The sequence below is a fragment of the Mesorhizobium newzealandense genome (assembly GCF_042682145.1).
GTDB lineage: Bacteria > Pseudomonadota > Alphaproteobacteria > Rhizobiales > Rhizobiaceae > Mesorhizobium > Mesorhizobium newzealandense.
In genome coordinates this window covers 342,169-365,381 of the sequence record NZ_JBHUGZ010000017.1, presented here as the reverse complement: position 1 = coordinate 365,381, position 23,213 = coordinate 342,169, and the positions used below count along the sequence as shown (strand labels likewise).

Sequence of the window (23,213 nt, the reverse complement as noted above, 5' to 3'; positions counted from 1 at the left end):
TTGACAGAATATGAAAACGGGCATATTGTTGTTGTTATGGTTGCCAAAGGTAGCCTTTTCAATGCGGCTTGGCCGTTGTTTGCCTTCACAAAAGAAGGTGGCGCTTAGCGTCGGTTAACCCTTTCCCAAAATCGCACAAGAATTGCGCGCGTCCGGATTCCGTTCCGGCCGCAGAGAGAGGATTCATATGCACGCCAATGATAATTTGGAACTGGTTTCGTTAAACGAAGCCGCTCGCCTGACCAGTCTATCCCGAACATTTCTCAATCGGCTACGCGATGATGGAAAGTTTCCTCGAGCCGTGCCTATGGGCGATCGACGTATCGCCTTCCTGAAATCCGAGGTGATGGACTTTATTCGAGGCCGCATCGCCATGAGGGCCGCTGCATGAGCACCTACGCAACAATGACCCGCGCCGAACTGAAGGCCGAACTCGCCGCCGTGCGGGCGGTGCTGGCTTGGAAGGCCGAACAAGCAAAACAACCATAAGCGCCGGCCGAACCGGCGCTAACCCAGACCCACAACGGGGAACCACTACCTTGCATGTTCTAGATATTAGGCCGCAGCCGCCAGGCTCGGGCAGCACGCTTGCGCGCTTCGACCTGCAGTTGGTCGAAGGCGTGCGGCTCTATAATCTCAAGCTATCTGAGAAGCCAGACGGCAGGCGGCGCGTCTTCGCGCCATCCGCATTCGGCACAGCCGCCGCAACATTCACCACCGATATTGCCGACCAGATCGTGCACGCCGCGAGCGCTGCATTGGGAGAGAATCCGCATGACCGACGCGCAGCCTGAACTTTTTTCCCGCGGCGAGATCGTCGTTCACCCGGAACACGGCGAGACTGCCGTGGAGACGTGCGGGAACTTTATGTCGACTGTCCGGTGCGCTGACGGCATGGTGCGCGTTGTCTCGAATGGACTCCTAACGCTGCAGGCGACAAAGCCGAGCGCAGCCAACGACAACCTTCCGATCGTCAACCCTGCCGAATGGCACGGCATGCCGGTGCCGACACGCGAGTGGTTTCTGGAGGGCCTAGTACCGCGGCGCCAGGTCACCATCCTGAATGGCGATGGCGGCGTCGGAAAGTCACTGCTTGCCCTGCAGATTGCCGCCGCAAGCGCGTTGGGTTGCGAGACGATCGGCCTTCGACCATTGGCTGGCCGTGTCACATATCTGGGAGCCGAAGATGAAGCCGACGAGTTTCACCGAAGGCTTGCGGATATAGTTTACGCCCACAGCCGGCAGCTTTCTGACCTTGCCGATTTTCGGTTGATCCCGATGGCCGACCGCGACGCATTGCTAGCCGTTCCCGACAAGTCCGGCGTGATGCAGCCGACCGCCAACTGGGCACCGCTGATAAGACAACTGACAGAATTTCGGCCTGGCCTGCTGGTGCTTGACACCTCAGCCGACTTGTTCGGTGGGGACGAAATTAAGCGCAATCAGGTCCGACAGTTCATATCGACGCTGAGAAAGCAGGCCATCGAATTGGACATGGCCGTGATGTTGCTAAGCCATCCCTCTGTCGCTGGTATGCAAAGCGGCACAGGTTCGTCGGGTTCGACAGCATGGAACAATAGCGTGCGGTCCCGCCTCTACATCACCCGGCAGGAAGGCAAGGAAGACATCGACCCCGACGGCCGCGTGCTGACCAACAAGAAATCTAACTACGGAAAGGCCGGAGCTGAAATCAAATTGCGATGGGAGGACGGCGTGTTCGTGTTGGATGACGGCAAGATGCCAGTTGTGGCTGGGCTACTGCATGGGCGCCACGACGACGTGTTCGTGTCGCTCCTGTCTACCTTCAATCGGGTGGGGCGGAATGTCAGCACATCGACGGGTACATCGTATGCGCCCGCCAGGATGGTAGAGCATCCAGGCGCGAAGGGCACGTCGAAGAAGCAACTAGCAGCAGCGATGCAGCGCTTGCTCGAGGCTGGCACAATCAAGATAGTCGAAGAAGGCCCTGCCTCACACAGGAGGAAAAGGCTCATTGTGACTGCTGAAGACTACGGCCCAGACTAGCTTCCACCGCGCTTCCACCGCCGTTCCACCGGCTTCCACCGACCTGTCCTACCACCCCCCTATAACCCCCCGTGCGGTGGAAGCACCGCTGCCGGTGGAATCCGGCAGGCGCTACCCACCCACAAATGAAACCAGAGGAGAACACCAAGGAATGGAACACGCATGTTTTCGATTACACCCTTCATGGCCGAGCGCCAGGTTTACAAGACCACAGACGGCGGCATGAAACCTGAGTGGCAACCGTGCCGCGCGATCGGCATCACCATGGTCGACGGAGAGCCGGTCTACGTCATCGAATGCAGAAAACTTGGCGACGTCTGGCTGGAGACGGAGGGCGCGCTTAGGCAGCCCGCGCCCCACTCATGAGGCATACCAATGACATCGCTAGCACCAACCGAGGCCGACCGCCCGTATCGTGGCCGTCGCATGTCATGGGCAGAGTTCAGGAAATTGACGGCCGACAATGACAACGAACGGCAACTACCAGACGATGAGGTGGCGCCGTATGAGGCGCACCTACATCGAAACACAGCCTCTTTGCGAGCGCTGCCTTGAGAGCGAAACAGTCACACCAGCCGTGGCCGTATGCCTCGCCACAGGCCTCCACAACGGCGACGTGGCCGCCTTCTGGGTAGGTCCGTTCATCGCCTTGTGCAGTGGCTGCAGGTTCGAACGGCGAGAGGCGATGGTGCACCGCACGAAGACCGATGGTGCAGTGCACCGGGCATCTCGAATCTCTAGAAGGGTCGACCGCCCGTACCGTGCGTGCCCCCATTGTGCGCATTGGCAGGGGACCGGTTGAAAAAATATTCGCCATTGCCTTGAGGACCAAGGCATTGCGGCCAAAAACACAGGTAAATCAGCATGAAAACAGATACGATTCAGCGGGCAAAACCGCCTAATCATCTACAGGCGGCAACAAAGAAATGGTTCAAATCCGTCACCGAAAACTATGCCCTCGAGGGCCACCATGTTCGGTTGCTCACCTTGGCGGCAGAGGCGTGGGATCAGAGCCAAGTTGCCCGCGAGGTTCTTGATCGGGACGGCCAGACCTTCCTCGATCGCTTCGGTCAGCCCAAAGAAAGACCGGAGGTTGCGATCCTAAATGCGGCCAGAATCGCCTTCGCGCGATTGGTCCGAGAGCTAGCACTGGACGTCGATGCGCCAGCCGATAGCCGGCCGCCGCGCACGCGGGAGTACAGGTAAATGGTGAGACGACTCAAACAACGTCGAGCGAAGCGTGTCGAAATACCGATTGAAGACGCCGACCTCCTAATGCGGGCTGGAGCCGACTATTTCGAGGTCTTGCCAAGCTTTGGTTTCGATCCGGCGCCGCGGCCAGGTCTTATCGAAGACGAAACGATGGTGACGATTTGGGGCGATTTCGCCGACGAACTCGAAGCCGCGTGGGGCGATCCGCGATCGCCGTTTTATATGTGGCCGGAGCAGTCCGAGCCCTGGATCTACACAGTTTTACGGAACAACAATCTTCCCGCACCAACGCCTCCTTTATTTGGCAAAACGCGTCCTGAAGCCTATATTTAGGTGAAAGACTAAGACCGTCGCCAAGGCGGCAAGGCCGGAGCCGAGGGGCTCCTACACAGACCTCAAAAATCGAGCTTCCATTGACCCACACAATGAACGCCGCTTCGGCGGAGGGCCGTATTGCGGCCAATGATAACGGTCGCGTGTGCCAGGTACTCGCCTGGCCGACGCTTGAACGGCTAGCCCACAAACACGGGAAGAGCAGGGTTGATGCTCTTCGATTCTGGCGTGACTTGACACTGCCTGCCGGTGCACTCGTCGGCACGGTCGGCGACGACGACACAAACCCGGAATTCGGGTTAGAGATTCGGCCTACCGAACCGGCCTTGCTCGATGCTATCGGCTGGCGGGTTGTAGGCCGAGAGCGCTGGCACCACACCGGCAAATTGGTGCGGACTTATGAGCGTAGCGATGCAGAGCCGAAAATCGTGCCGGAAGACAAGGAAGCGAAGCCGCCTACGGCCAAGCACATTCGTTTAGGCGCCCTCCGCTTCAAAGGTAATGAGTTGACGGAGTGGCGCCGCACCGCCCAAGGCATGCCGCTCTCCCCGATTGAACGGTCTGCCCGCGGGATGGGTGCATCGCCAAGCCGCAGTGAGGGGCAAATATGGGCCTACCTGAAAGACAAGCCGACGACGCAGAGTCCAATGACCGCAGCACCCCTGATGCGGCAACCTATCATTCCGCCATCCGATCCCGGCGCAGTCGACCCACTGACCGCAGCGTGGAAGGCAACGATTGCCGCGAAGAAAACGCCTGCCGCGGCAAGGGCGGCGGATATGCTGGCCGAAGCACTAAAGAACACCTCGATGATGCCACCAGTCACTAGGTGCCCAGACGGCCTTGTTCCCGGCAAGCAATGGGTCGGCGGCGTTCCACATTGCCGCAATGACGCGCCCGGCTCGGTAACAGGGCCATGGGAAGCGAAGTCGAAAGCGGAACAGGAAATGTCCCGTCTTGCCGAAGAAACGCGCCTGCGTGCTGCCCTAGCCGACACGGCTACTATCCTTGACCTGGCAATAACAGACGCTACCGCCAGAGATATTGGAATCGCCAGAGGTTACACCGAAGCCAGTGCAGAAAAATACGGTGCGTCGGTAATCGATCTTGCGCTGGATATGCTTATGAAAGTTGCGGATCTGCCACAATCGCGCGTTGCTGCAAACGACAATCACAAACAGGCGGAAAAAATTGCAGCCTAAACGTCCAGTCAAATGTGACGTTGGGCTGTATATCTCTGAAGACGTGAAAAGCCCGCTTTTTTTGGTGGGCTTTTCTTTTTGCGGCCAGGTTTTGCTCGATTCCTGATCGCTGCCGCCGCTTCCCTCAGCGTGCGGCACCCCCGTCATTGCGCAAGAGCGCAGGCGGGTTCGCTCGGGCGCTTCGGCGCTCGGGCTTCTTTCCATTTGCCGCATGTGTGGCGACCTGATCGCGCTGTTGCGTCTTGCTAGCGCTGATCTCCCGCGACCGCCGTTTGCTCCTTTTTCGGCTGGTCGCGGTGCAGTTTTAGTTCCTTCAAAAATGCAAACCGCGCATTGCGCCGGAGGTCACATGGTTCAAATACACGGCGCGATGCTTCCCGACTGCATCGTCAGGAACACAAGAATACCTAGACCGCGGGTGGTTCAGACGCTGCGTCGCGCGAAAGAAGCGGCGCGCATCGGCTCTGGTCGCCCATTCGCGCCGCCCATCGCGGAGCGCGACATCGCGCGGATGTTGCTCGCACTGTCGGCACCTTCGCCGAGTCGGGCGGTCGAACACGAGAAGGCGACTGGTCGGCTTGTGTCACCGGACGGCTTAACTGTCGAAAGCGCAATAATGGCTTTGCTCTCCGCCGACGCCACCGAAGGCCAGATCGCCGTCAGCCAAGATGGACGGTTTGTCGAGATCCGTACGCTTGACGGCGTACGGACGTTCGGCTCGCCATGTGGCGGCTTCGTGTCGGTTTTCATCATCCCCATTGCGGCCATCGTCGTCATCGGCGGCGAACTGCTCAACAAATAGGACAACCACATGTTCAATCGAACCAAGACACCGACTGAGAACGACGACGATGTGCCGCCGATTCTCGATCTAAATCCGGCCATAGCCACCTTGAATGACAAAAAGGCGGCGATCGGCGAGGAAGCCGCTCTGTTGCGCGCCGAAGAGTTTGCGCTTGCGCAGGCGGAGGGACCGGACGATCCGGACGAGAATAGAGAAGCGCGGCTGGCTGAAATTCTCGGCACGACGCCCGTACCGCGCCGGCCCATGCGCTCAACTCGTCGTCGCGAAATCTCCCAACGTCTCCGCGATCTAGCCTACGCGCGCGAGATCGTTACGCGCGATATCCAGACCGAAACCGCGCGCGCCAGTGCGCTCCTGCAGCAGCGGCTGAAACCGGAGTACCGGAAGCGTATCGGCGCGCTGACCGATGCCCTGATCGCGCTCGATGCGGCAGCGCGGTCTTGCCGCGAGATGAGCACTCAGGTGGCCGATGCGGGCTATTCGTCGGGTTGGATGAGCGTGCACTTTTCGCGCATTCTGGAGGGCGGGCGTAACGGCCCCATCGGCATCCTTCTCAACGAGATCAAAACAGCCGGCCACCTCAAGCCAAACGACATTCCGAAGGAACTTGCATGACCGCCCATTCAATCATCGAAATCCCCGACCTCAGCCGCCACGCGGCTCGAGCGGAAATTGCTGCAAAAATGGCAGGAATGGCAGGAATGGCAGGAATGGCCAACGGCAAGCGTGCCGGCATATCAGGCCATATGTATGCAAATCATCCTCAGTCAACGATGCAGCGGCCGGCGCTGCGCGGCATCGCCTGTCAATATGGCGAGGTGTTCGACCGCGACGGCGAGGAATTCGCATTCGTGAAGGGCTGCTTCACCGAGGCGTTGCGGTCGGAAATCAAAATTAGAATCGACCATACGGAGCACACAGACTTCGGCTCGACCGCAGCAGGCCTTCGCTTTATCGACGGCGATGACTTCCTGGCGTTCGAATATGAACTGCCCGAGACGCAGAGCGGCGCCGTGGTGACATCCATGGTCGCCTCAGGCGGCAGGACTGATGTCAGCGTCGGGGCCAGAAAGCCAACGATCGTCGCAAAAACCCTGCGCGGCCGCGATATCAAATTGATCGTGGCGGCCGGCATGGAGGAGATATCCCTCTGCGCAGACGGCGCCGTTAGGAATAGCCACGTTCGCATCGTAGACCTTGTTGAAGCGCAACCGATTGAGACCGAGATCCGGAACGGGACTCTACGCACCGTCGCGGTTGGAAACGAATTGGCCACCGCATCCAAGCGACTCCTAAAAACTGCCGAAGCACTCAATGCCAAAGTCGAGCCGAAGCGAGTTGCGCGGAACGCAAGCACGGGTCTGCCGCTGGCCTCGTGGGAACGATGATCGCAGTAGTAACCGACGCCAGGCCAGCGCACACGCTCCGGCCAGGCGGCTCTGTCGTCCGCGCCGAGTTTGATTTTTATACAGACGACATCGTCGTTGCAGGTGCGCAGCTTGCGCAGCGGCCGGATGGGAAGTGGCAGATATGGGCGCCGACTGTTCGCAAAGGCGCCGGTAGGTTGCTGTTTCGCGATAGCGGTTCGTTGTTCAAGGATGTGGTAGCGGCCGTGCTATTGCGGCTGGAACGGTAGCCCCCCCCCTATCGGGTTCTCTGGGGCGTTTCCGCCTAGGACCGCGCGGTATTCGGGAGGGTATCCGGTGTTCGGTTAAATCGCGCTTGCGCCATTCCAGAAGGCATCGTATGCGGCAATCTTCAAGACGATGATATCTGGGTCATCTACCCTGCTGATGAGTGCGGGAGAACGCTCGGCGAAATTCCTGAGGGATTGGCTGAGTGTGTATACCTGACTTCCGTCAACCAAGATCAAGCGATCGTGCAGTTCGTGCTTGCCGGCCAACCTGACCTCTAGCGGCCTGTTGCTTCCGTACTGCTGGATGAACTTCTGAGCGGCAGGGAGCAATGCAGTCTTGTACATAGGACTGCCAAGCAGTTCGATATTGACGCCTTCGTTAGCCAAGAGGGCAAATTCGGTAAGTGCTTTTTCGTCCATGTATGGGTCCACGATCCGGACTTTGCTCTTGGCTGCAGACAGCACCTTTCCAACCGCCATCATCGCGTCGAATGGCTTGCCCGCGACTACGAATGAACCTTGCGACGAGTGCGGTGCCTCCATTTCAGCTATCGCCAGTGCTGCGTATAAATGCATGTTGACGTTTTGGACTGTTTTTTGAGTGCCGTTACTCCCCATGAACGTTCCGGCGTTGGCAATGCCAGACGCATTACGCTGCGAGACCCCCTCAACGAGCGCCTGAGCCCGTCCCATCCACCGCAGGACGTCATGGATATCGCCAGTGTTGGGTTGTGCTTCTAACAGGCGCGCAATCGCACCATAGCGTTCAGCCGCGTTCATCTGTCCCCCCAAAGCATCTCACAGCATGCATGACCTGATGCTGCTCGGCAACTTCTTGCCGAGCAGCACCGCCACCACAATATAGCGCCAAGCCAGCCCACGCGGCGGCCTTTCCAATTTCAAGGACCCACTAATGACCGATTTTAACGCGACCGAGCGCCGCGCGAATGCGCTTGCGCGGCGCCTCCTGCGGGATGGCCACTCGTCGCGCACCATCTCCGACGCTTTCATTACGAACGCCCTCGCCCTGTGGGCCGCCAAGACTGGCAACCACATTGGGGCTGCTCTGTTGACGCGCGCATGGGCGCGGATCGCTGACCGCAACGAGGCGCGCTGATGGCCTCGGATATCGAAAAGCTTATCGTTTCGCTTGAAGCCAAAACGACCAAATTTGAGAACGCCCTTAACAAGGCCAACCGCACAGCACAGACCCAGCTTCGCAAGATCGAAACTCAGTTTGCGCAGACCAATAAGAAGCTTTCACTCAATCTTGGCGGACTAGGGGCAGGTGCTGGCGCTTTGGGTGCGGCTTTCGGCGCGGACCAGATCAAGCAATACGCCGACGCCTGGACTGAAGCGGGAAATAAGCTCAAGGCCACATCGGCAGCGACCGGCATTCAAACACGTTCGCTCGCCGACCTAACGAAGCTGGCAAACCAGAGCCGTTCCGGCATCACCGAGACCGTCGACCTCTACACAAAGCTAGCGCGCGCAACGCAGGGCGTTGCCAAGAACGAGCAAGAAGTTGCGGACGCTACCGACATCGTCAACAAGGCTTTCAAGGCTGGCGGCGCTGCAACAAGCGAGCAAGCGGCCGGCATCCTTCAGCTCAGTCAAGCACTCGGCTCGGGCGTGCTGCAGGGCGACGAGCTGCGTTCCATTCGTGAGAACGCGCCACTGCTCGCGAAGGCTATTGCTGACGAATTTGGCACCAATATTGCCGGATTGAAAAAACTCGGCGCCGAAGGTGCGCTTTCGAGTGACCGAGTCTTTCAAGCAATCCTCAAGGCCGGCCCGCAGATCCAAAAACAGTTCGACGTCACGACCGCGACGATCGGCGACGGCTTCACTCTAGTATCGAACGCCGCGGCAAAGTTCATCGGCAAGCTCAACGATACGACGCAGGCCGGCAAATCGGTTGGAGAACTGCTAAAAGATCTGTCTCAAATCCTCGATAATCTCGGATCATCGTTGGACCTAGTTGCGAGCGTTCCCGGTGGCAAGTTTATCCGTTGGCTTAACGACACCATCAGCCGCTTTGAACCGCTGCACGCCGCGTTCAACGCGCTGTCGGATCCAAAGCTTGGCGATGCGCTGGACGGCTTGTCAAAGCGCGATCTTGGGTCGGAACTATCCGGCGCTACGAAGCAAGCGCTTGCGCTCTTCGACGCCTATAGGGCGGGCCTAGCCGCTATCAGCCCTGACAAGCTAAAGGCTTTCGACCTACTACGTCAGAAGATCGCTGACGGCACCATTGGCGCCAAGGAGGCCAAGGAGGCAATCGCCAACATCGTTGGCAACGATGCTCGCCTCAAGGCGATGGCTAAAGCCTTTGATCCACTGCTTGAAAAGCTCGCGGAGATCACAGCGGAGGCGCAAAGGGCTGCCACCGCGATTTTCAGCATCACCGACGACAAGGGTGAGTCCCTAGCCGGCCAACGGTCGGCCACGGCTTACGGCAAGGCGCGCAGCGACTTCCTTGACACGCGCAACTCCGACGCCAGCCGCAGTGACGTTGAGAAGCAAATCCAAGACCGCACGAAAGAGGTTATGGACGCCGCCAAGGCTATCGGTCAGTCAATGACCGAAGCCGCTGCGCGTATTCAGGCAGCTAAGGAAATTGCGTCAGAGAAGACATCCAAGAACACAGACACTGCAATTGGCGGTTTTGTCGAGCACGTAGTAACTGCGGAATCGGGCGGCAAGGCAAATGCCAAGAACCCCAATTCCTCCGCCACCGGCCTCGGTCAGTTCATCGAGTCTACCTGGCTTGCGCTGTTCCGCAAATACTACCCGGCTGAAGCGGCGAATATGTCGACCGATGCCATATTGGCATTGCGAAACGACTCGCAGAAATCGCGCGAACTTATTGAAGCGTACGCCCGTGAGAATGCGACCACGCTGCAAAAGGCGGGCGTATCCGTTGATGAGGCCGCGCTGCAATTGGCGCACTTCCTTGGGCCGCAAGGTGCTATCGCGGTCCTAAAAGCCGCGCCGGGAACGCCGGTTGCCGATGTGTTGGGTGCGGCACAGGTGAAGGCCAACCCGACCATCCTTGGTGGCGGAGCGACCGTTGATGACGTGATTGGCTACGCGCAGAAGCGCGCAGGCATCACCACTGCCTTGACGCAGGAAATAGACCTTCGCACTGAGCAGGAGAAGAAGATACGGGATGTCGTAGCGGCGCAAGCTGCTGAAACGGCATCCATCGGCTTCGAGACCTCAATGATGTCCGCCTCCAATGCGGAGCGCGAACGCGCCAAGGTCATTCGCGAGTCGCTACTTGAGTTGGAAAAAGAAGGCATCACAATAACGGATGCCGTTCGTGCCCAAGTCGAAGCGGAAGCCGATGCAAGGTTTAAGCAGGTCTCTGCATACGATGCTGCAGCCGCGGCGGCAGACCGACTTAAGCAAGCGCAAGAAGACCTTGCTGCGCAGCAGGAGGAAATCAACGACGCATTTTCCGGCGCCTTGAAGGGATTCATATCCGATCTGGCGCACGGCAAGTCGTTGACGGACTCGCTAAAGGACGCGGTTGGCAAGTTGGCTGACCGCCTGCTCGACATCGCTCTGGACAACTTGTTTGGCGGCGGGGGAAGCGGCGGTCTTGGCCTGGTCGGCAAGTTGTTCGGCTTTGCCGATGGCGGATATACCGGAAATGGCGGCGTTGGCGAGCCTGCGGGCGTTGTTCACGGCAAGGAGTTTGTCGTTAACGCGCGCGCAACCGCAAAGAACCGCGGTCTGCTCGAGGCGATGAATGCGGGCGTGCCAGGCTATGCGCAGGGCGGTTACGTTGGGCGGTTGAACCATGCCGCCGGCTCGCTTGGCCGAATAGGCGCCACGCGCATGCAACGGGGCGCCAACGACAACGGTCGACCTATAAGCGTAGCGATCACGGTAGTTACGCCAGACGCTCAATCCTTTGTCGAGTCACAAAACCAGATCGCGGCAAGAACCGCCGCGCATCTGGAGCGGACCATGCGCACGCGCTAGGCGGCAGGCACTGCAGGCCAGTAGCCACAAACCAAACAAACATCTCAGGAGAAAACTAGAATGACAGCGCTCTACGGCGCGGCGGAGCCGTGCATGATTGACGGGAAACTAATTGTTCAGTTCCTCGATTTTCGGTCTAGATGCCGGAGTCTCGGTTACTCGGACGTTGCAATCGCATCGGTCACCAAATTGGGGCCGGCTCTGCTTCTGGCGGCGATTGACAGCGAGGTGCCGGCATGACGACTTCCAATCGCCTTGGCATCACCGAATTGGCGGAAACGCAGAACAACCGGTCGGTGACGGTCAATGAGGCGATCGCCAAGCTGGAGGCTGGTGCTTTCTGCTTCCCGGCTGTCTCTATTGGCGATACCGCCCCGCCCGGATCGCCGGCAGAAGGTGACGCGTATTGCCTTGGTGCATCACCAACAGGCGCGTGGTCAGGACAGGCAACAAAGGTAGCCGTGTATTACAACGCGGCATGGTTCTTCCTGCCGGCGATCGAAGGCGCTCTTGCCTACGCCCAGGACGCCAACGCCTATTACTTCTTCGATAGCTCGACATGGTCATTGCTGGCCGGTGGCGGTGGTGCCGGTGACGTCGTTGGGCCGGGGAGCGCCGTCAATAACAATATCGCCCTGTTCGATACGACGACCGGCAAGCTGATCAAGGACAGCGGCGTCGCCATCTCGACCGATGGCACGTTCGCCAGCAACTCGGATGCCAAGGTCACCACCGAAAAGGGCGTGAAAACCTATGTCGACGGCAAGGTCACCGGCCTCTCGTGGAAGCAGGCAGTTCGCGCCGCGACGACCGGCGCCGGAACGCTAGCGAGCTCCTTCGAGAACGGAGATACGCTCGATGGTGTCACGCTTGCCACCGGCGATCGGATCCTGATCAAGAACCAGTCGAGTGGCGCTGAAAACGGCATCTATACGGTTAACGCCAGTGGGGCGCCGACGCGTGCCGCCGATGCCGATAGCGGCGCTGAGTTGGTCGATGCCTCCTGCTATGTCAGTGAAGGCACCACGCAGGCCGACACGCAATGGACCTGCACGACAAATGCACCGATCACGCCGGGATCGACCTCCCTTGCTTTTGCGCAAGCTGGTATCGGCGGCTTCACCGCGGCATCGCCGACGGAAGTCCTGACCGGAACGGACACCGCCAAAGGCGTCACCGCGGATGCGCTGGCTGCCCTTTGGGAAAAGGGTGCCGACGTCGCCAGCGCCACCACCACGGCGCTTGGCGAAGGCGGATATTTCCACGTCACGGGCACGACCACGATCACCGACATCGATTGGGCTACGGCGAAGGATGGCCGCGTCGCATGGATCATCTTCGATGGCATCCTGACGCTTACCCATAATGCCACCACGCTGAAATTGCCCGGCGGCGCCAACATCACCACGGCGGCCGGCGATCGCGCTTGCTTCGTTCAAGATGCCAGCGACAACGTTATCTGCCTCCTTTACCTTCGGGCGGATGGATCGCCGCTCAACTCGGCGGTTCTTCGTTCGAACGCGACAGCCAATTTTACGGCGGGCTATACGGCTAGCGGCTACAGTGCCGGAACCAAATCCTCTGGCACCTTCACGCCCGACCCCGCCAACGGCAACCTGCAGTATGCCGTCAATGGGGGCGCTCACACGCTGGCACCGCCTTCGACCGGCGGTGGAAATGCGCTTTCTATGGTCATCCAATACACCAACAATGGGTCGGCCGGCGCGCTCACCACGTCCGGCTTCACCAAGAAGACGGGCGATGCCCTGACCACCGTGAACGGGGATGACTTCCTCTTCCATATCACCGTGCTCAACGGGTTCTCGCACTTGAACGTGGTGGCGCTGCAATGATCGACCTACCGCCGGACATCCCGGCCATTGTTCGCCCGTTAGGGGATGATGTCCGCCAGAGCATGGCGACACAGATCGAGCGCTTGGCAAGACCTAGGCTGGAGCGCCGTGCTTCGGCATCTCACCAGTTCGAGGCGACGTTCCCGTTTCCGATGGTCGTTCCGCGATCGGTGTCGGGGAGCGAGATACCAACGCCCGCCTATACCAACTCCGGAGGTACTGGCAACCGTACATCGATCATTACCATTACGACCACTGCCACGGTCGGCGGTGGTGCCGTCACTGGGCTAATCGACGGCGCCAACGCGTCGGGATCTTTCTGGTGGACCGGCGGCCAGTCGGGCCGAGAGGTCAAGTTCGATTTCATCACTCCGAAGTTGATCACCGAGATAACTTGGTATCAAGGCGTCAATGCATCGCACGGCACCTGGCAATGGCAAGGCAGCGATGACGGATCGTCTTGGAACAGCATCGGCTCAACATTCAGCCTGGGGAGCGGCACAACGCAGGTGATTACCACTATGTCAGCCCAAGCTGTGGGCTATCGGTATCATCGTATGCTTCAGACATCTGGCACCACCAACCAGTCGCCGTTCCTCTATGAGATCGAATTCAAGCTGGCTGCGTATTAAAGCACGCCCCAAGGCGATTTCAGATAATAGCCGATCAGAACGCCAGCCGTGATGTTCTGACGGTCGTTACAAAGCCGCTCTGACGTCATCGGGGATATGTTCCAGCAGCGTCGCCAGTGCGGCGCTGATTTCCACTCCCGTTACCCCTTGTTCGGCAACGCCGGTGTTGATGGCGCTAGTCATCACCAGCATTCCATATTCCTCGCCTTCGGCCTTTAGCCTGTCGGCAGCGGCCGCCGGATTAGGCGTGCGCAAGCAGTGTTCGACCGCAAGGCGCTGCACCAGCCATTCGATGGCGCAAAGTCGCTCGTGGCCGTCTGGAAATCCCACCATTTTGAATATTCTCCCCCTTCTATGAGCCAAGCAGAATAGATCGCTGGCGCGAAAGATGCGATCCCTACGCAGCGCAGGCCACAGGCGGCAATTCACCTCGGCGCCGCCGCACGCCTCAACTGGCTTTCACGGATCGAACAGCAGTGAAATCGTGCCGGCAGAAGCGACAAATCCTTGCGTCGACCTTCACATCCTCCGCGCAGTCAGGACATTTTTTCGCAGGCGATGGGGGTAAGGTTCTTACTCCGGCAGCATGATCGTAATAGGTTCGAGACCTTCCGGACGGCCTGGTTTCAAGGGATGGCAAGCAGGCAACAAGAATAATCCCAAAGATGCCGAGAATGGCACCTATGAAAAACCAGCCGACTCCGCTCCGGCCTTTGGACGAGCCGATCGCTGCAGTTACCGCGGCGCAACCCAGCCAGACAATGAAGAATTCCATATTGTCTATCCCTCCACGCCTTAGCATTGCGCAGGCGGGGCTCTTGCGCAATATGTATCAAATGGCTGAAGTCCGCAGCTTGATTTGACGCCGCTGCATTTTATGAAATGTCTGGAGGCCGATATGCCCGTTTGCATGTCTATCAAAGTATAAAAAGGTAAATGGGCATACCTTTTAGGCGTTTTCGCCTATCTCGCTTGACGCACATAGGCGAAAACGCCTTTCGAGCCAAATAACGCCTAAAAATAATCTGTGATTTGCCCTTTGACAACACGGCGAATCTAGGCCACCTTACATGTGGGGTGAGTACCAACCAAATATAGGTCGGGCTTGCAGGGTTTTGGGGTGGCATTTCTCGGCTTGCCGGGGGCGTCTTGCTATGTCCAAGCGAAAGCTAAAAGCGGACGGCCCGTTCTCTTCTCACGGGTGCTTTCCCCCGGCGCCAGGCGAACCTGGCTCAATACGGCCTTAAGCAGCCGAAGAGAGAGACCCGCCATGAACATGCATGTCGATACCGCCTATCGTTTTGCCATTGGCCAGGCAGTCACGCATCGCGATCAGCCGATGCCGGCCGTTGTTGTCTGCAGAACAAGGACGAGCCGCGGCGACGAGCTTTACGGGATCCGACGCCGCCTCGATGATTGTGTATTTCCTGAATTGATGATTTTGGGCGAGGCTCTGGTGGCCGCCTAAACCGCTCCGACATCGAACGTAGACAGAGCCCGCCTCGGGCGGGCTTTTTTGTGCTATGTTTGGCGGTATGGTATGATAACCAGAATACAATAAAATCAATGGTTTATAGGATAGAAACGCCGCCCACCGGGCGGCGTTTTGTGCGTCTGAAAGCGGTCAGCCGATCAACTGGCTGAGCGCCATGGCGACAGTCATGTCGCCTTCGACTTTTATCTTGCCGGTCATGAAGGCCATGGTCGGGTTCAGGTCGCCTGATATCAGCGAATCCAGATCGTCGAGCGAGAGCTTGATGGTGCAATCGGCGGGCGCGTCTGTCGTCGAGATGGTTGCGCCGTCGATGACGATGACGCCATCGCCGCCGGTGTCGAATTTCACGGAACGATCGAACCCGCTGCTCGCCACGCGCGACTTGATCTTCTCGGCAATCTCCTGAACGCTCACGCTGTTCTCCTTGTCTGGTTGGTCGCGCAACGGCGCCTAAATACGGCTTAAGTCGCCATGCCGCGTTTTTCGCGATCACGGCCGATGCCGCATATAGCTTTGGGTTGACGTTTACGTCAACGCGAATTCCGGTGGCTGGTTCCTATCGCCGCATCGGATGACGTCCCGGTGTGATCGGAAGCTGCAAGCAGCGGCGCGATCAATGTTCCTTGAATGCCTTGGTCATTTCCGCCGCCGTCTCGCTTTTCTTGCGGCGCAGCCAGTTGTCGCGGATTTCGTCCTTGCTCAGGAAATTGACCTGATCGATCAGAACCTCATGCACCAAGGTGGCGCCGACACGGGTGTTGACGGTATCGCGGATCGCGGCGCGGAAGGCATCGAGATCGATCGTCGCCTTCTTGGTGAAGTCGATCTGCGGATTGGAGTAGAGGTAGCTATAGACCTGGTCTGTGATGAGCGCTTCCGCCGGAATGGACAGCTTCTTTATCTGCTCGGGTTCGACCGTGTAGACAAGCTTGGTCAGGAAATAGCCGCCGATCTGGGAATCGCGGATCAGCGGCACCGAAATGATGTCGGTCTTGACGTAGTCGAGGCCGCCCAGCATCGGTTTCGGCGTCTCGCCGACACCAGCCTCGCCGGCCGCCTGGAACGAATAGAACACGGCGCCGAGCGTGGCGGCGCAGATCCAGACGGCGATGGCGATGACCTTGATCATCGGGCCTTGTCATTCCCTTGCGATGCGGACGCGGTACTGCCCTCTTGTCCGAACATTGTTCTCGGCATCATGTCTTCGCCCAACCGAACTCGCCGGCGGAGTATGTGCCGTCGGTTTGCGATCGCTGGATGGCGTGGCGCAGCAGGGTGGCGACTTCGTTGACCGCGCTGAGGTGCGCCAGGATCGCGGCCTCGTTCTTCGCCAGCTTCTGGCGCAGCCGGGTCAGGCCCTCGCGGTGCTGTTCGAGGAATTCGGCTTCGCTTCCGCCCTTCATGGCGCGGGTCAACTCGTAGAGATAGCGGCTCTTGCGGGCGTTCGACGCCTTGAGATCATAGTTGGTGGCGTTGCGGATGCCGGCCGTCTCTTCCTCGACCACTTCCTCGATGCGGCCGATGATGGCGGCGAGGTTGCCAGGCCGCGCGAACGGGATCGGGGCTTCCGACGCGGTCGTGCGTGCTGGCAGGTTGGCGGTGAATTCCGAAAAGTCGGCCATGAGAATCCCGGTCTGGTTAGATTGAACTCGGTTACGCATTATCTCAGTGTTTAAGCATGATCTTTCCCAAAGCCGGCTCCCGGTTTGGGGCCTGCCCTAGATCTTGATGTCTGTCTTGATGGCGGTCTCGTCACCGGTGATCGACCGCGCCGCCTTGCGCTGCAATTCGTGGACCAGCGAGGTCGACAGACTGTTCTGTTGATCGATCTCGGTCTTTTCCGGCCCGCCCGAAACCGGACCGACCGGCACGACGCGCTTCCCCTCGAGATAGTGGTCGGCGAGCATCGACTTGGCGATGCCGATGCCGCCGCGTTCGGCCATGACGTCGGCCACCCGCTCGGCTAGCTGCGATTTCCACATGTCGCCGGCCAGGCCCTTGCCGTAGACGCCTTCGGTGTCCTTGGGCAGCATGTTCTGGATGAAGGTCTGCAGCACCATGGCCTCGAACTTCTTGAACTTCTTGGCCGGGTCGGTTGTCGCCGCAGCCTTGTCGGCGGTGGCGCGCGACAGGATCGAGCCAGCATCGACCGAAGCGCCGGTGTCGACCGAAAACGTCCCGGCAGCACCACCGGCCCGCTTAGTCAGCGCGGCGCGGGCGGCCTCGATATCCGTCGGGTCGACGGCTCGGGCCACATCCATAACGATGTCGCTGGGTGGAGAAATCGCCAAGAAAGTCCGCCTTTTATCGGTTTTCCTTAGCCAGACCATGCCTCAACAAGCTTGTGGCAGGCTTGCGCGGCGGGAGAGGCAGAATGCAGGCATGTGTCGTTGGTCTGCCAAGCGCTGACTATGGACATCGCCATGCTGCTACACGGACGTCGCGCTTTGGGCCGGAAACAGCAGGTCCGCTGGTGGTGCAGGGAAGAACGATCGCAAATCAGGCCGAGAGCCGCCACATTCGCACACGACCTGTACCGCGCAATTCCGTTTCCGCGAGTGGGTCGCAAGCAAATTTTGGTCCAAGCAGTTTGTGAGTTGCATCCGAAATACGGATTTCGTCGGGCTCCGCTGACGTTTGAATACGTGCGGCGAGATTAACGGTCTCGCCCCACAGGTCATAGGCAAACCGCCTGTTGCCTATGACGCCCGCGACGATTGGTCCTGAGTGAATTCCAATTCTGAGTCTTAGCCGTTCTCCTGCGAAGCGTTCGCGCTTAACCGCCTCCCGCAGTTCAAGTGCGTAATGGGCAAGGGCTTCTGCATGATCGGATCGCGCGGTGGGCAGGCCAGCGACCACCATCACACAATCGCCGATGGTCTTGATCTTTTCGCAGCCGTATCGTTCCGAGAGCTGATCCGCCGCCTTGAAGAAGTAGTTTAAAATAGCGAGCGTGGTCACGGCTCCGACGCTCCGCGCTCTTTCCGTAAAACCGACGATGTCGGCAAAAAGCACACTCACCTCTGCGTGGTTGTCTGCAATTTGTTCGTGTGCTTTCAACCGCTCCGCGATCGACGCCGGAAGAATGTTGAGGAGTAGGGTTTCGGCGCGCTGGTATTCACGCGACAATCCCTCTTGGCTCTCCCTCAACGCCTCGTTCATCGATTGTAGTTTCTCGTTGAGTTGACGCTCCCTCTCTTGCAGAAGCGTCATTTCATAGGCCTTCTGTTGAAGCCGCTGCCTATTGTCGCGTTCGGCAGTGGTGTCAAGAAAGAGCAGCCACACGCAGGCATTGTCAGCAAAAAGATGAAGGTCCGCGACACGCCCGTTGGGCAGTTCGACCATGGCCATATGATATGGAAGCTCCGGGGAAGGCAGCAAACCTTCCATGAATTCAAGCTGATCGGCAACAGGCTGACCAATGCGAAGCGATGAGAGCCCGTAATGTTCAACGTTACCGCCCTTTGCAGCTATGCAAAGCTGGGCGTCAATTTTCAGATATGCGATAGAGTGCTCATTGTAGAAGAAATTATAAATCCAGCTTCCGACTTCTTTCGGCAATCTATGCATGGTCTATTTGGTAACCATCGAAGCAAGCTGACGAAACGCATCATCAACAGATTCACCGGAAAGCGCACTTGTTAGATAGATTTGCCATCCAAGTTGCCGCAGTCCGTCAATCTCACTATCCGATATTTCCCACCGATCGGCCAAATCGGATTTGTTGAACAGCAATACAAACGGCATAGCGCCGAATTCGGCCTCGACCCGCTCGCGCAGCGTGAGTGCCGCGGCAAGAGTAGCGGCGCGGGTTCCATCGACGACAAGCACAAGCCCGGTCGCACCTCGCACATGGCTGACGCGGAATGAGCCGATATCGTCTTCGCCGGCCAAGTCCCACAAAATCAGATCCACGGTTTTGTCCGGGAGTGCGACACTCTTCTTGTCGATTTTCACTCCCACCGTGGTCAAATAGGTTTCTGAAAAGATGCTCTGCACAAACCTGCGAACCAGACTCGTCTTTCCGACAGAGAACCCGCCCAACATGCAGATCTTTTTTTGCAACATCTTGGGCTCCGCCCTAGTCCAGGTTTACCGTAACCGAAACCCGGCGATTGGTGGAGCTACCCGTTTGACTATTTTCAGGCACCGCCGGCTCAAAGGTGCCCGCGCCCCGAACCAGCAGCAGCTCCGGAGCGACGCCGCGTCTGTTGAGAAGCGCACGAACTGCCTCGGCGCGGGCGGCGCTGATCGACACGTTGGCCGTCTCACGGCCCGTGCCGTCCGAATGGCCGGTCAACATGAACCGCGCTGTTACGCCTGACTTGCGGGCACTTTGGGCGAATTCCTTCAATTGATCCGCCAATCTGTCGAGAACCGGCGTCTGCTCTGGTCCCGGCACAGCTTTGCCGGAATAGAAGAAAATATCGGTCGCCTGGATGGCCGCTCTCAACTGATTGAGTTCTGCAAGGTTCAGCTCACGCAGCTGTGAGACATCCAGAACCACTCCGTCCGCCGAAAGTTGTTCGGCGGCTTCCCGCGCCCGGTTGATCCAGCCGGCAGGAGCTTCACCCACGACAACGATGCGACCCTGGACGATCGAAAGCAGAACCGATTTCGGTGGGGTCAGCGACGCCGTCAGCCGCTTCACCACGAACTTCGGATCAAGGCTCTGATAGAATTGCCACTGTGAATGAACACGGGCAGGATCAACCTGCGTTCCGGACAGCAGAGCTTGCGGGTCGGCGGCAAGCGGGTCTCTCAGACCGGTAATGTAGAAATGTCCGCCCCTCGCCGTTTGTTGGGCGACGATGATTCCCGATTGGGCCTCAAGTCGCGACACATAATATTGCCAGTGCTCCGCCGCGCGTGCTTCGGGGCTCACATCACGAACCTTGGAGATGTCGAATTCCGGTCCGCCTGCCGAAAGCTGTCGGGCCGCTGCGCGCGCCCGATCTATCCAGGTGTCGGGAGCCTCACCCTCGGCAACGATGCGATCATTGACGACCGAAAGTCGCACTGTATCCGGCGGATACAGCGACGCCGTCAGTCGCTTCAGCACGAACGCCGGCTCCAGGCTCTGATAGGATTGCCACTGCGAATGAACGCGGGCGGGATCGATCTGCGTTCCGGACAACAGCGACTGCGGGTCGGCGCCAAGCGGGTCTCTCAGGCCGGCAATATAGAATTGGCCATCGCGTATCTTTTGTTCGGCAACGATGATGCCCGGCTGGGTCTCCAGTCGCGACACATAGGCCTGCCAGCGCTCCGCCGCGCGTGCTTCGGGGCTCACATCACGAACCTTGGAGATGTCGAATTCCGGGCCGCCTGCCGAAAGCTGCTGGGCGGCGGCCTGCGCCCGATTGATCCAGGTGTCGGGAGCCTCACCCTCGGCAACGATGCGATCATTGACGATCGAAAGTCGTACCGAATCCGGCGGAGCCAGCGACGCCGTCAGTCGCTTCAGCACGAACGCCGGCTCAAGGCTCTGATAGGATTGCCACTGCGAATGAACGCGGGCGGGATCGATCTGCGTTCCGGACAACAGCGACTGCGGGTCGGCGCCAAGCGGGTCTCTCAGGCCGGCAATATAGAATTGGCCATCGCGTATCTTTTGTTCGGCAACGATGATACCCGGCTGGGTCTCCAGTCGTGACACGTAGGCCTGCCAGCGCTCCGCCGCGCGTGCTTCGGGGCTCACATCACGAACCTTGGAGATGTCGAATTCCGGTCCGCCTGCCGAAAGCTGCTGGGCGGCGGCCTGCGCCCGATTGATCCAGGTGTCGGGAGCCTCACCCTCGGCAACGATGCGACCATTGACGATCGAAAGTCGTACCGAATCCGGCGGAGCCAGCGAAGCCGTCAGCCGCTTCAACACGAACTCCGGCTCAAGGCTCTGATAGAATTGCCACTGCGAATGAACGCGGGCCGGATCGACCTGCGTTCCGGCCAACAGCGACTGCGGGTCGGCGGCAAGCGGGTCTCTCAGGCCGGCAATATAGAATTGACCGTAGCGTATCTTTTGTTCGGACACGATGATGCCCGGCTGGGTCTCCAGTCGCGACACATAGGCCTGCCAGCGCTGCCCGGATTGCCAGGAAAGAAAGAACCAGCCGCCTGCCGGAATCAAAAGCAGCAGGACTGCAGCCACTACCAGCCACGGAAATCCCTGGTTTGATTCCTCCTGCTTCAGCTCAACGCACGTCTGTAACTGCGCCTCTACGCCGGCCAACTGCGAACTGTCGCCGTCAAACTCCTCTAAAGCCTGGGAGTATTCCTGATGGATACGAAGCAATACATCGCGAACTATTTCATGTAATTCCTCTGGCGGATTTCCTCGGATCACCGAAACCAGGGTCGCAAACTGTCCAACTTCCGACCAGAGACGAAGATCGCCAAAACGGATAGTGTCAAGGCTACTCTGTTCTTTCTCGTTAAATGAATCTTTAACAAAATCTTGAATTGCACTAAGCATCGAAGAAATTAATTGCGGATCCTCGCTAGTTACATTATATGCAGTTACATGAGCTATCAAAAGCCCTGAATTGCGGCTGATGAGAAAGGCGTGCTCTACACGATAGACAAGCGAATGCTTCAGAACAACTTCTGAGAAGCTGGCGCCGGTTCTCCAAGATTCAAATCTCCACTTGAGCCCATGCCAAGTAAATATATGTCTTAAAGTTTCATTCAGCGACTGAAAGGTCTGGTCGATCTTTTCCCCGATCGACTTGCGAATTGCCGGCAGAAACACCGGGTATAATATATCCGTCAGCGTGCGCGGGCTCTTCTGGATCGACCGTTGCACAGCCCTCTCGACAGCTGGCGCAAGGGCCTCGCCGAGTTGCGCATGAGGCGCCCGTGCGGCTGCACCGGGAAGAACGTCACCCACTGCTGCCGCAAGCTGCTCCGGTTCGCCCAGCAGATGCGTAACTCGAGAAAGCTCGGAAATTTCGCGGCCGACCAGCAACTGGCGCAGCGTTTCCATGCGAGGATCGGCGGTTGGAACTCCGTCGACACGCGCATGATGGTCCGGATCAACGTTCCGGGCAATTTCGACCAAAAGAATAGCCAGAGCCTCGCGATCAATCTTGGCATCGCTCGACGGGGCTCTTTGAGGAAGGTTGATTGGGTCGACGGTCGACGTCAAGTTCCGATCAACTCACTTTCCAGCTACGTTCCGAGTTACTCTTGTTGCCGCCGGAATCCTGATTTATACATTTTGCAACCTCGATAAACAGGCCAGCCAAAAGATTTCTGTCGGTCTTGACGTTGTTGAGATCGGAGAACATTTTCTCCATTAGCATCTGAATGCTTTCATTCTTTTGCTTGATTTCCTCACGCAGCAAATGATCGCATCGATTTATCCGATCCGCAACGTCGCGCTCAAGCTCGCTCAATTGATCCGACAACGCGCGCACCTGCTTTTCAAGTGCCTGATTTTGCTCGCGAAGATTCCGGTCAATCTCCTTGTCGGCCTCGGCTCGTGCATCTTTTTCGCTCCGCAATTGCGCCGCGAGCGATTCGACCTGCTTCTTTGCATTTGACTCGTACATTTCAAGATTGCGCTTGGCCTCGGATTCAACATCCTTGAAGCGCTGCAAGAACCGTTCTTCAAGCTTGGAAAAACGGCGGTCATAGTCCTGCATCTGGTTGCCGAACAGCAGATCGCGTATCTTGTCGACACCTACAGCGTCACCGGAAATCCCGGCCTCGCGAGCCTGGGCCGCCATGAAGTTCAGCCCGTTTCCCTCTGCATTACCTATCGGATTTCCCTCCGCCTTACCTGCTGAAGACGCGGTACTCGAAGATTCCTTTGCCATCCTTATGCCCCTCTATTTGAACGCCTGCCACAGTGCAGAATTCATAAACAGGCAAACATGTCAGCAAAATACCCGGCCCGCAAGCCGGAATCGTCTTGACTTATGCCTATTCGTGAGGCAGCCGAGCGCGAGTCACGTCTGTGTCCAACGGCTGACATGAGGGGCAAGGCGGACAGTCAAGAATGTCCGCTATCGACCATTCGGGAC

Annotated in this window: 26 protein-coding genes; 16 read left to right on the top strand and 10 right to left on the bottom strand. The window is 58.4% G+C overall.

All coding sequences use genetic code 11. The annotated features are described in order from the left end of the window. The first annotated feature begins 187 nt into the window (after positions 1–187). The 10 genes from ACFSOZ_RS26035 to ACFSOZ_RS25990 all read left to right on the top strand — a co-directional run bounded on the left by ACFSOZ_RS26035 (position 188) and on the right by ACFSOZ_RS25990 (position 6,965). Positions 188–391, top strand: coding sequence for a helix-turn-helix transcriptional regulator (locus ACFSOZ_RS26035; RefSeq protein WP_379102613.1), 204 nt, complete (start codon positions 188–190; stop codon positions 389–391). 148 nt (positions 392–539) lie between these two features. Beyond that, complete coding sequence (locus ACFSOZ_RS26030) at positions 540–794, top strand: hypothetical protein (protein ID WP_379102611.1); 255 nt, start codon at positions 540–542, stop codon at positions 792–794. Beyond that, positions 775–2,025: an AAA family ATPase gene (locus ACFSOZ_RS26025; protein ID WP_379102609.1), complete on the top strand. Its 1,251-nt coding sequence runs from the start codon at positions 775–777 to the stop codon at positions 2,023–2,025. The genes ACFSOZ_RS26030 and ACFSOZ_RS26025 overlap by 20 nt, the downstream gene beginning before the upstream one ends. A gap of 162 nt (positions 2,026–2,187) precedes the next feature. Next, positions 2,188–2,391 (top strand): hypothetical protein, encoded by a 204-nt coding sequence (locus tag ACFSOZ_RS26020; protein ID WP_379102607.1) that lies wholly within the window; start codon positions 2,188–2,190, stop codon positions 2,389–2,391. 498 nt (positions 2,392–2,889) lie between these two features. After that, positions 2,890–3,231 carry a P27 family phage terminase small subunit gene (locus ACFSOZ_RS26015; protein WP_379102606.1) on the top strand — a complete coding sequence of 114 codons (342 nt, stop codon included), beginning with the start codon at positions 2,890–2,892 and terminating at the stop codon, positions 3,229–3,231. After that, positions 3,232–3,570: a hypothetical protein gene (locus tag ACFSOZ_RS26010; RefSeq protein ID WP_379102603.1), complete on the top strand. Its 339-nt coding sequence runs from the start codon at positions 3,232–3,234 to the stop codon at positions 3,568–3,570. It begins immediately after the preceding gene. Between the two features lie 80 nt (positions 3,571–3,650). Continuing rightward, entirely contained in the window at positions 3,651–4,772 is a 1,122-nt protein-coding gene (locus ACFSOZ_RS26005; protein ID WP_379102601.1) for a hypothetical protein, read from the top strand. Between the two features lie 418 nt (positions 4,773–5,190). After that, positions 5,191–5,574, top strand: coding sequence for a hypothetical protein (locus ACFSOZ_RS26000; protein WP_379102599.1), 384 nt, complete (start codon positions 5,191–5,193; stop codon positions 5,572–5,574). Positions 5,575–5,583: 9 nt separating this feature from the next. Next, positions 5,584–6,192, top strand: coding sequence for a hypothetical protein (locus tag ACFSOZ_RS25995; RefSeq protein ID WP_379102597.1), 609 nt, complete (start codon positions 5,584–5,586; stop codon positions 6,190–6,192). Further along, positions 6,189–6,965 (top strand): HK97 family phage prohead protease, encoded by a 777-nt coding sequence (locus tag ACFSOZ_RS25990; RefSeq protein WP_379102595.1) that lies wholly within the window; start codon positions 6,189–6,191, stop codon positions 6,963–6,965. The genes ACFSOZ_RS25995 and ACFSOZ_RS25990 overlap by 4 nt, the downstream gene beginning before the upstream one ends. Positions 6,966–7,288: 323 nt before the next feature. On the opposite strand, the gene ACFSOZ_RS25985 is transcribed toward ACFSOZ_RS25990, so the two are convergent. Next, positions 7,289–7,993 (bottom strand): phosphatidylserine/phosphatidylglycerophosphate/cardiolipin synthase family protein, encoded by a 705-nt coding sequence (locus ACFSOZ_RS25985; RefSeq protein ID WP_379102594.1) that lies wholly within the window; start codon positions 7,991–7,993, stop codon positions 7,289–7,291. A 133-nt stretch (positions 7,994–8,126) separates the two neighbouring features. Here ACFSOZ_RS25985 and ACFSOZ_RS25980 point away from each other — a divergent pair, with 133 nt between their 5' ends. Genes ACFSOZ_RS25980 through ACFSOZ_RS25960 form a run of 5 tightly spaced genes read left to right on the top strand, consistent with a single transcriptional unit; the run spans position 8,127 to position 13,691 of the window. After that, positions 8,127–8,330, top strand: a complete 204-nt coding sequence (locus tag ACFSOZ_RS25980; protein WP_379102592.1) for a hypothetical protein — start codon at positions 8,127–8,129, stop codon at positions 8,328–8,330. Then, the gene (locus ACFSOZ_RS25975) at positions 8,330–11,206 is read left to right on the top strand and encodes a tape measure protein (protein WP_379102591.1); all 2,877 of its coding nucleotides are present in this window, start codon (positions 8,330–8,332) and stop codon (positions 11,204–11,206) included. Before ACFSOZ_RS25980 ends, ACFSOZ_RS25975 begins: the two co-directional genes overlap by 1 nt. Positions 11,207–11,266: 60 nt before the next feature. Next, positions 11,267–11,446 carry a hypothetical protein gene (locus ACFSOZ_RS25970; RefSeq protein WP_379102589.1) on the top strand — a complete coding sequence of 60 codons (180 nt, stop codon included), beginning with the start codon at positions 11,267–11,269 and terminating at the stop codon, positions 11,444–11,446. Continuing rightward, complete coding sequence (locus ACFSOZ_RS25965; protein ID WP_379102587.1) at positions 11,443–13,059, top strand: DUF2793 domain-containing protein; 1,617 nt, start codon at positions 11,443–11,445, stop codon at positions 13,057–13,059. The genes ACFSOZ_RS25970 and ACFSOZ_RS25965 overlap by 4 nt, the downstream gene beginning before the upstream one ends. Beyond that, positions 13,056–13,691: a hypothetical protein gene (locus tag ACFSOZ_RS25960; protein ID WP_379102585.1), complete on the top strand. Its 636-nt coding sequence runs from the start codon at positions 13,056–13,058 to the stop codon at positions 13,689–13,691. The genes ACFSOZ_RS25965 and ACFSOZ_RS25960 overlap by 4 nt, the downstream gene beginning before the upstream one ends. Before the next feature lie 66 nt (positions 13,692–13,757). Here ACFSOZ_RS25960 and ACFSOZ_RS25955 read toward each other — a convergent pair whose 3' ends face one another. Then, positions 13,758–14,024: a hypothetical protein gene (locus ACFSOZ_RS25955; protein WP_379102582.1), complete on the bottom strand. Its 267-nt coding sequence runs from the start codon at positions 14,022–14,024 to the stop codon at positions 13,758–13,760. 937 nt (positions 14,025–14,961) lie between these two features. Here ACFSOZ_RS25955 and ACFSOZ_RS25945 point away from each other — a divergent pair. Further along, positions 14,962–15,159, top strand: a complete 198-nt coding sequence (locus ACFSOZ_RS25945) for a hypothetical protein (RefSeq protein ID WP_379102579.1) — start codon at positions 14,962–14,964, stop codon at positions 15,157–15,159. 156 nt (positions 15,160–15,315) lie between these two features. On the opposite strand, the gene ACFSOZ_RS25940 is transcribed toward ACFSOZ_RS25945, so the two are convergent. The 8 genes from ACFSOZ_RS25940 to ACFSOZ_RS25905 all read right to left on the bottom strand — a co-directional run bounded on the left by ACFSOZ_RS25940 (position 15,316) and on the right by ACFSOZ_RS25905 (position 23,006). Beyond that, a complete protein-coding gene (locus ACFSOZ_RS25940; RefSeq protein ID WP_379102577.1) occupies positions 15,316–15,600 on the bottom strand; it encodes an SCP2 sterol-binding domain-containing protein in 285 nt (94 codons plus the stop codon). A gap of 199 nt (positions 15,601–15,799) precedes the next feature. Beyond that, positions 15,800–16,315, bottom strand: coding sequence for a hypothetical protein (locus tag ACFSOZ_RS25935; RefSeq protein ID WP_379102575.1), 516 nt, complete (start codon positions 16,313–16,315; stop codon positions 15,800–15,802). A 67-nt stretch (positions 16,316–16,382) separates the two neighbouring features. Beyond that, positions 16,383–16,808, bottom strand: coding sequence for a hypothetical protein (locus tag ACFSOZ_RS25930; protein WP_379102573.1), 426 nt, complete (start codon positions 16,806–16,808; stop codon positions 16,383–16,385). A gap of 96 nt (positions 16,809–16,904) precedes the next feature. After that, entirely contained in the window at positions 16,905–17,516 is a 612-nt protein-coding gene (locus ACFSOZ_RS25925; protein ID WP_379102571.1) for a rod-binding protein, read from the bottom strand. 169 nt (positions 17,517–17,685) lie between these two features. After that, the gene (locus ACFSOZ_RS25920; RefSeq protein WP_379102569.1) at positions 17,686–18,756 is read right to left on the bottom strand and encodes an adenylate/guanylate cyclase domain-containing protein; all 1,071 of its coding nucleotides are present in this window, start codon (positions 18,754–18,756) and stop codon (positions 17,686–17,688) included. 3 nt (positions 18,757–18,759) lie between these two features. Further along, a complete protein-coding gene (locus ACFSOZ_RS25915; protein WP_379102567.1) occupies positions 18,760–19,254 on the bottom strand; it encodes a Rab family GTPase in 495 nt (164 codons plus the stop codon). Positions 19,255–19,267: 13 nt separating this feature from the next. Further along, positions 19,268–22,333: an OmpA family protein gene (locus ACFSOZ_RS25910; protein WP_379102565.1), complete on the bottom strand. Its 3,066-nt coding sequence runs from the start codon at positions 22,331–22,333 to the stop codon at positions 19,268–19,270. Positions 22,334–22,340: 7 nt separating this feature from the next. Beyond that, positions 22,341–23,006, bottom strand: a complete 666-nt coding sequence (locus ACFSOZ_RS25905; protein ID WP_379102563.1) for a DUF3450 domain-containing protein — start codon at positions 23,004–23,006, stop codon at positions 22,341–22,343. Positions 23,007–23,213 lie beyond the last annotated feature (207 nt).

Bases quoted from the DNA above. Each gene is read 5' to 3' on its own strand.
- ACFSOZ_RS25920 (WP_379102569.1), bottom strand. From the start codon at position 18,756: ATGCATAGATTGCCGAAAGAAGTCGGAAGCTGGATTTATAATTTCTTC.
- ACFSOZ_RS25990 (WP_379102595.1), top strand. From the start codon at position 6,189: ATGACCGCCCATTCAATCATCGAAATCCCCGACCTCAGCCGCCACGCG.
- ACFSOZ_RS25960 (WP_379102585.1), top strand. From the start codon at position 13,056: ATGATCGACCTACCGCCGGACATCCCGGCCATTGTTCGCCCGTTAGGG.
- ACFSOZ_RS25925 (WP_379102571.1), bottom strand. From the start codon at position 17,516: ATGGTCTGGCTAAGGAAAACCGATAAAAGGCGGACTTTCTTGGCGATT.
- ACFSOZ_RS25980 (WP_379102592.1), top strand. From the start codon at position 8,127: ATGACCGATTTTAACGCGACCGAGCGCCGCGCGAATGCGCTTGCGCGG.
- ACFSOZ_RS25955 (WP_379102582.1), bottom strand. From the start codon at position 14,024: ATGGTGGGATTTCCAGACGGCCACGAGCGACTTTGCGCCATCGAATGG.
- ACFSOZ_RS25930 (WP_379102573.1), bottom strand. From the start codon at position 16,808: ATGGCCGACTTTTCGGAATTCACCGCCAACCTGCCAGCACGCACGACC.
- ACFSOZ_RS25905 (WP_379102563.1), bottom strand. From the start codon at position 23,006: ATGGCAAAGGAATCTTCGAGTACCGCGTCTTCAGCAGGTAAGGCGGAG.
- ACFSOZ_RS25970 (WP_379102589.1), top strand. From the start codon at position 11,267: ATGACAGCGCTCTACGGCGCGGCGGAGCCGTGCATGATTGACGGGAAA.
- ACFSOZ_RS26025 (WP_379102609.1), top strand. From the start codon at position 775: ATGACCGACGCGCAGCCTGAACTTTTTTCCCGCGGCGAGATCGTCGTT.
- ACFSOZ_RS25965 (WP_379102587.1), top strand. From the start codon at position 11,443: ATGACGACTTCCAATCGCCTTGGCATCACCGAATTGGCGGAAACGCAG.
- ACFSOZ_RS25975 (WP_379102591.1), top strand. From the start codon at position 8,330: ATGGCCTCGGATATCGAAAAGCTTATCGTTTCGCTTGAAGCCAAAACG.
- ACFSOZ_RS25995 (WP_379102597.1), top strand. From the start codon at position 5,584: ATGTTCAATCGAACCAAGACACCGACTGAGAACGACGACGATGTGCCG.
- ACFSOZ_RS26010 (WP_379102603.1), top strand. From the start codon at position 3,232: ATGGTGAGACGACTCAAACAACGTCGAGCGAAGCGTGTCGAAATACCG.
- ACFSOZ_RS26035 (WP_379102613.1), top strand. From the start codon at position 188: ATGCACGCCAATGATAATTTGGAACTGGTTTCGTTAAACGAAGCCGCT.
- ACFSOZ_RS25945 (WP_379102579.1), top strand. From the start codon at position 14,962: ATGAACATGCATGTCGATACCGCCTATCGTTTTGCCATTGGCCAGGCA.
- ACFSOZ_RS26020 (WP_379102607.1), top strand. From the start codon at position 2,188: ATGTTTTCGATTACACCCTTCATGGCCGAGCGCCAGGTTTACAAGACC.
- ACFSOZ_RS25915 (WP_379102567.1), bottom strand. From the start codon at position 19,254: ATGTTGCAAAAAAAGATCTGCATGTTGGGCGGGTTCTCTGTCGGAAAG.
- ACFSOZ_RS26015 (WP_379102606.1), top strand. From the start codon at position 2,890: ATGAAAACAGATACGATTCAGCGGGCAAAACCGCCTAATCATCTACAG.
- ACFSOZ_RS25985 (WP_379102594.1), bottom strand. From the start codon at position 7,993: ATGAACGCGGCTGAACGCTATGGTGCGATTGCGCGCCTGTTAGAAGCA.
- ACFSOZ_RS25935 (WP_379102575.1), bottom strand. From the start codon at position 16,315: ATGATCAAGGTCATCGCCATCGCCGTCTGGATCTGCGCCGCCACGCTC.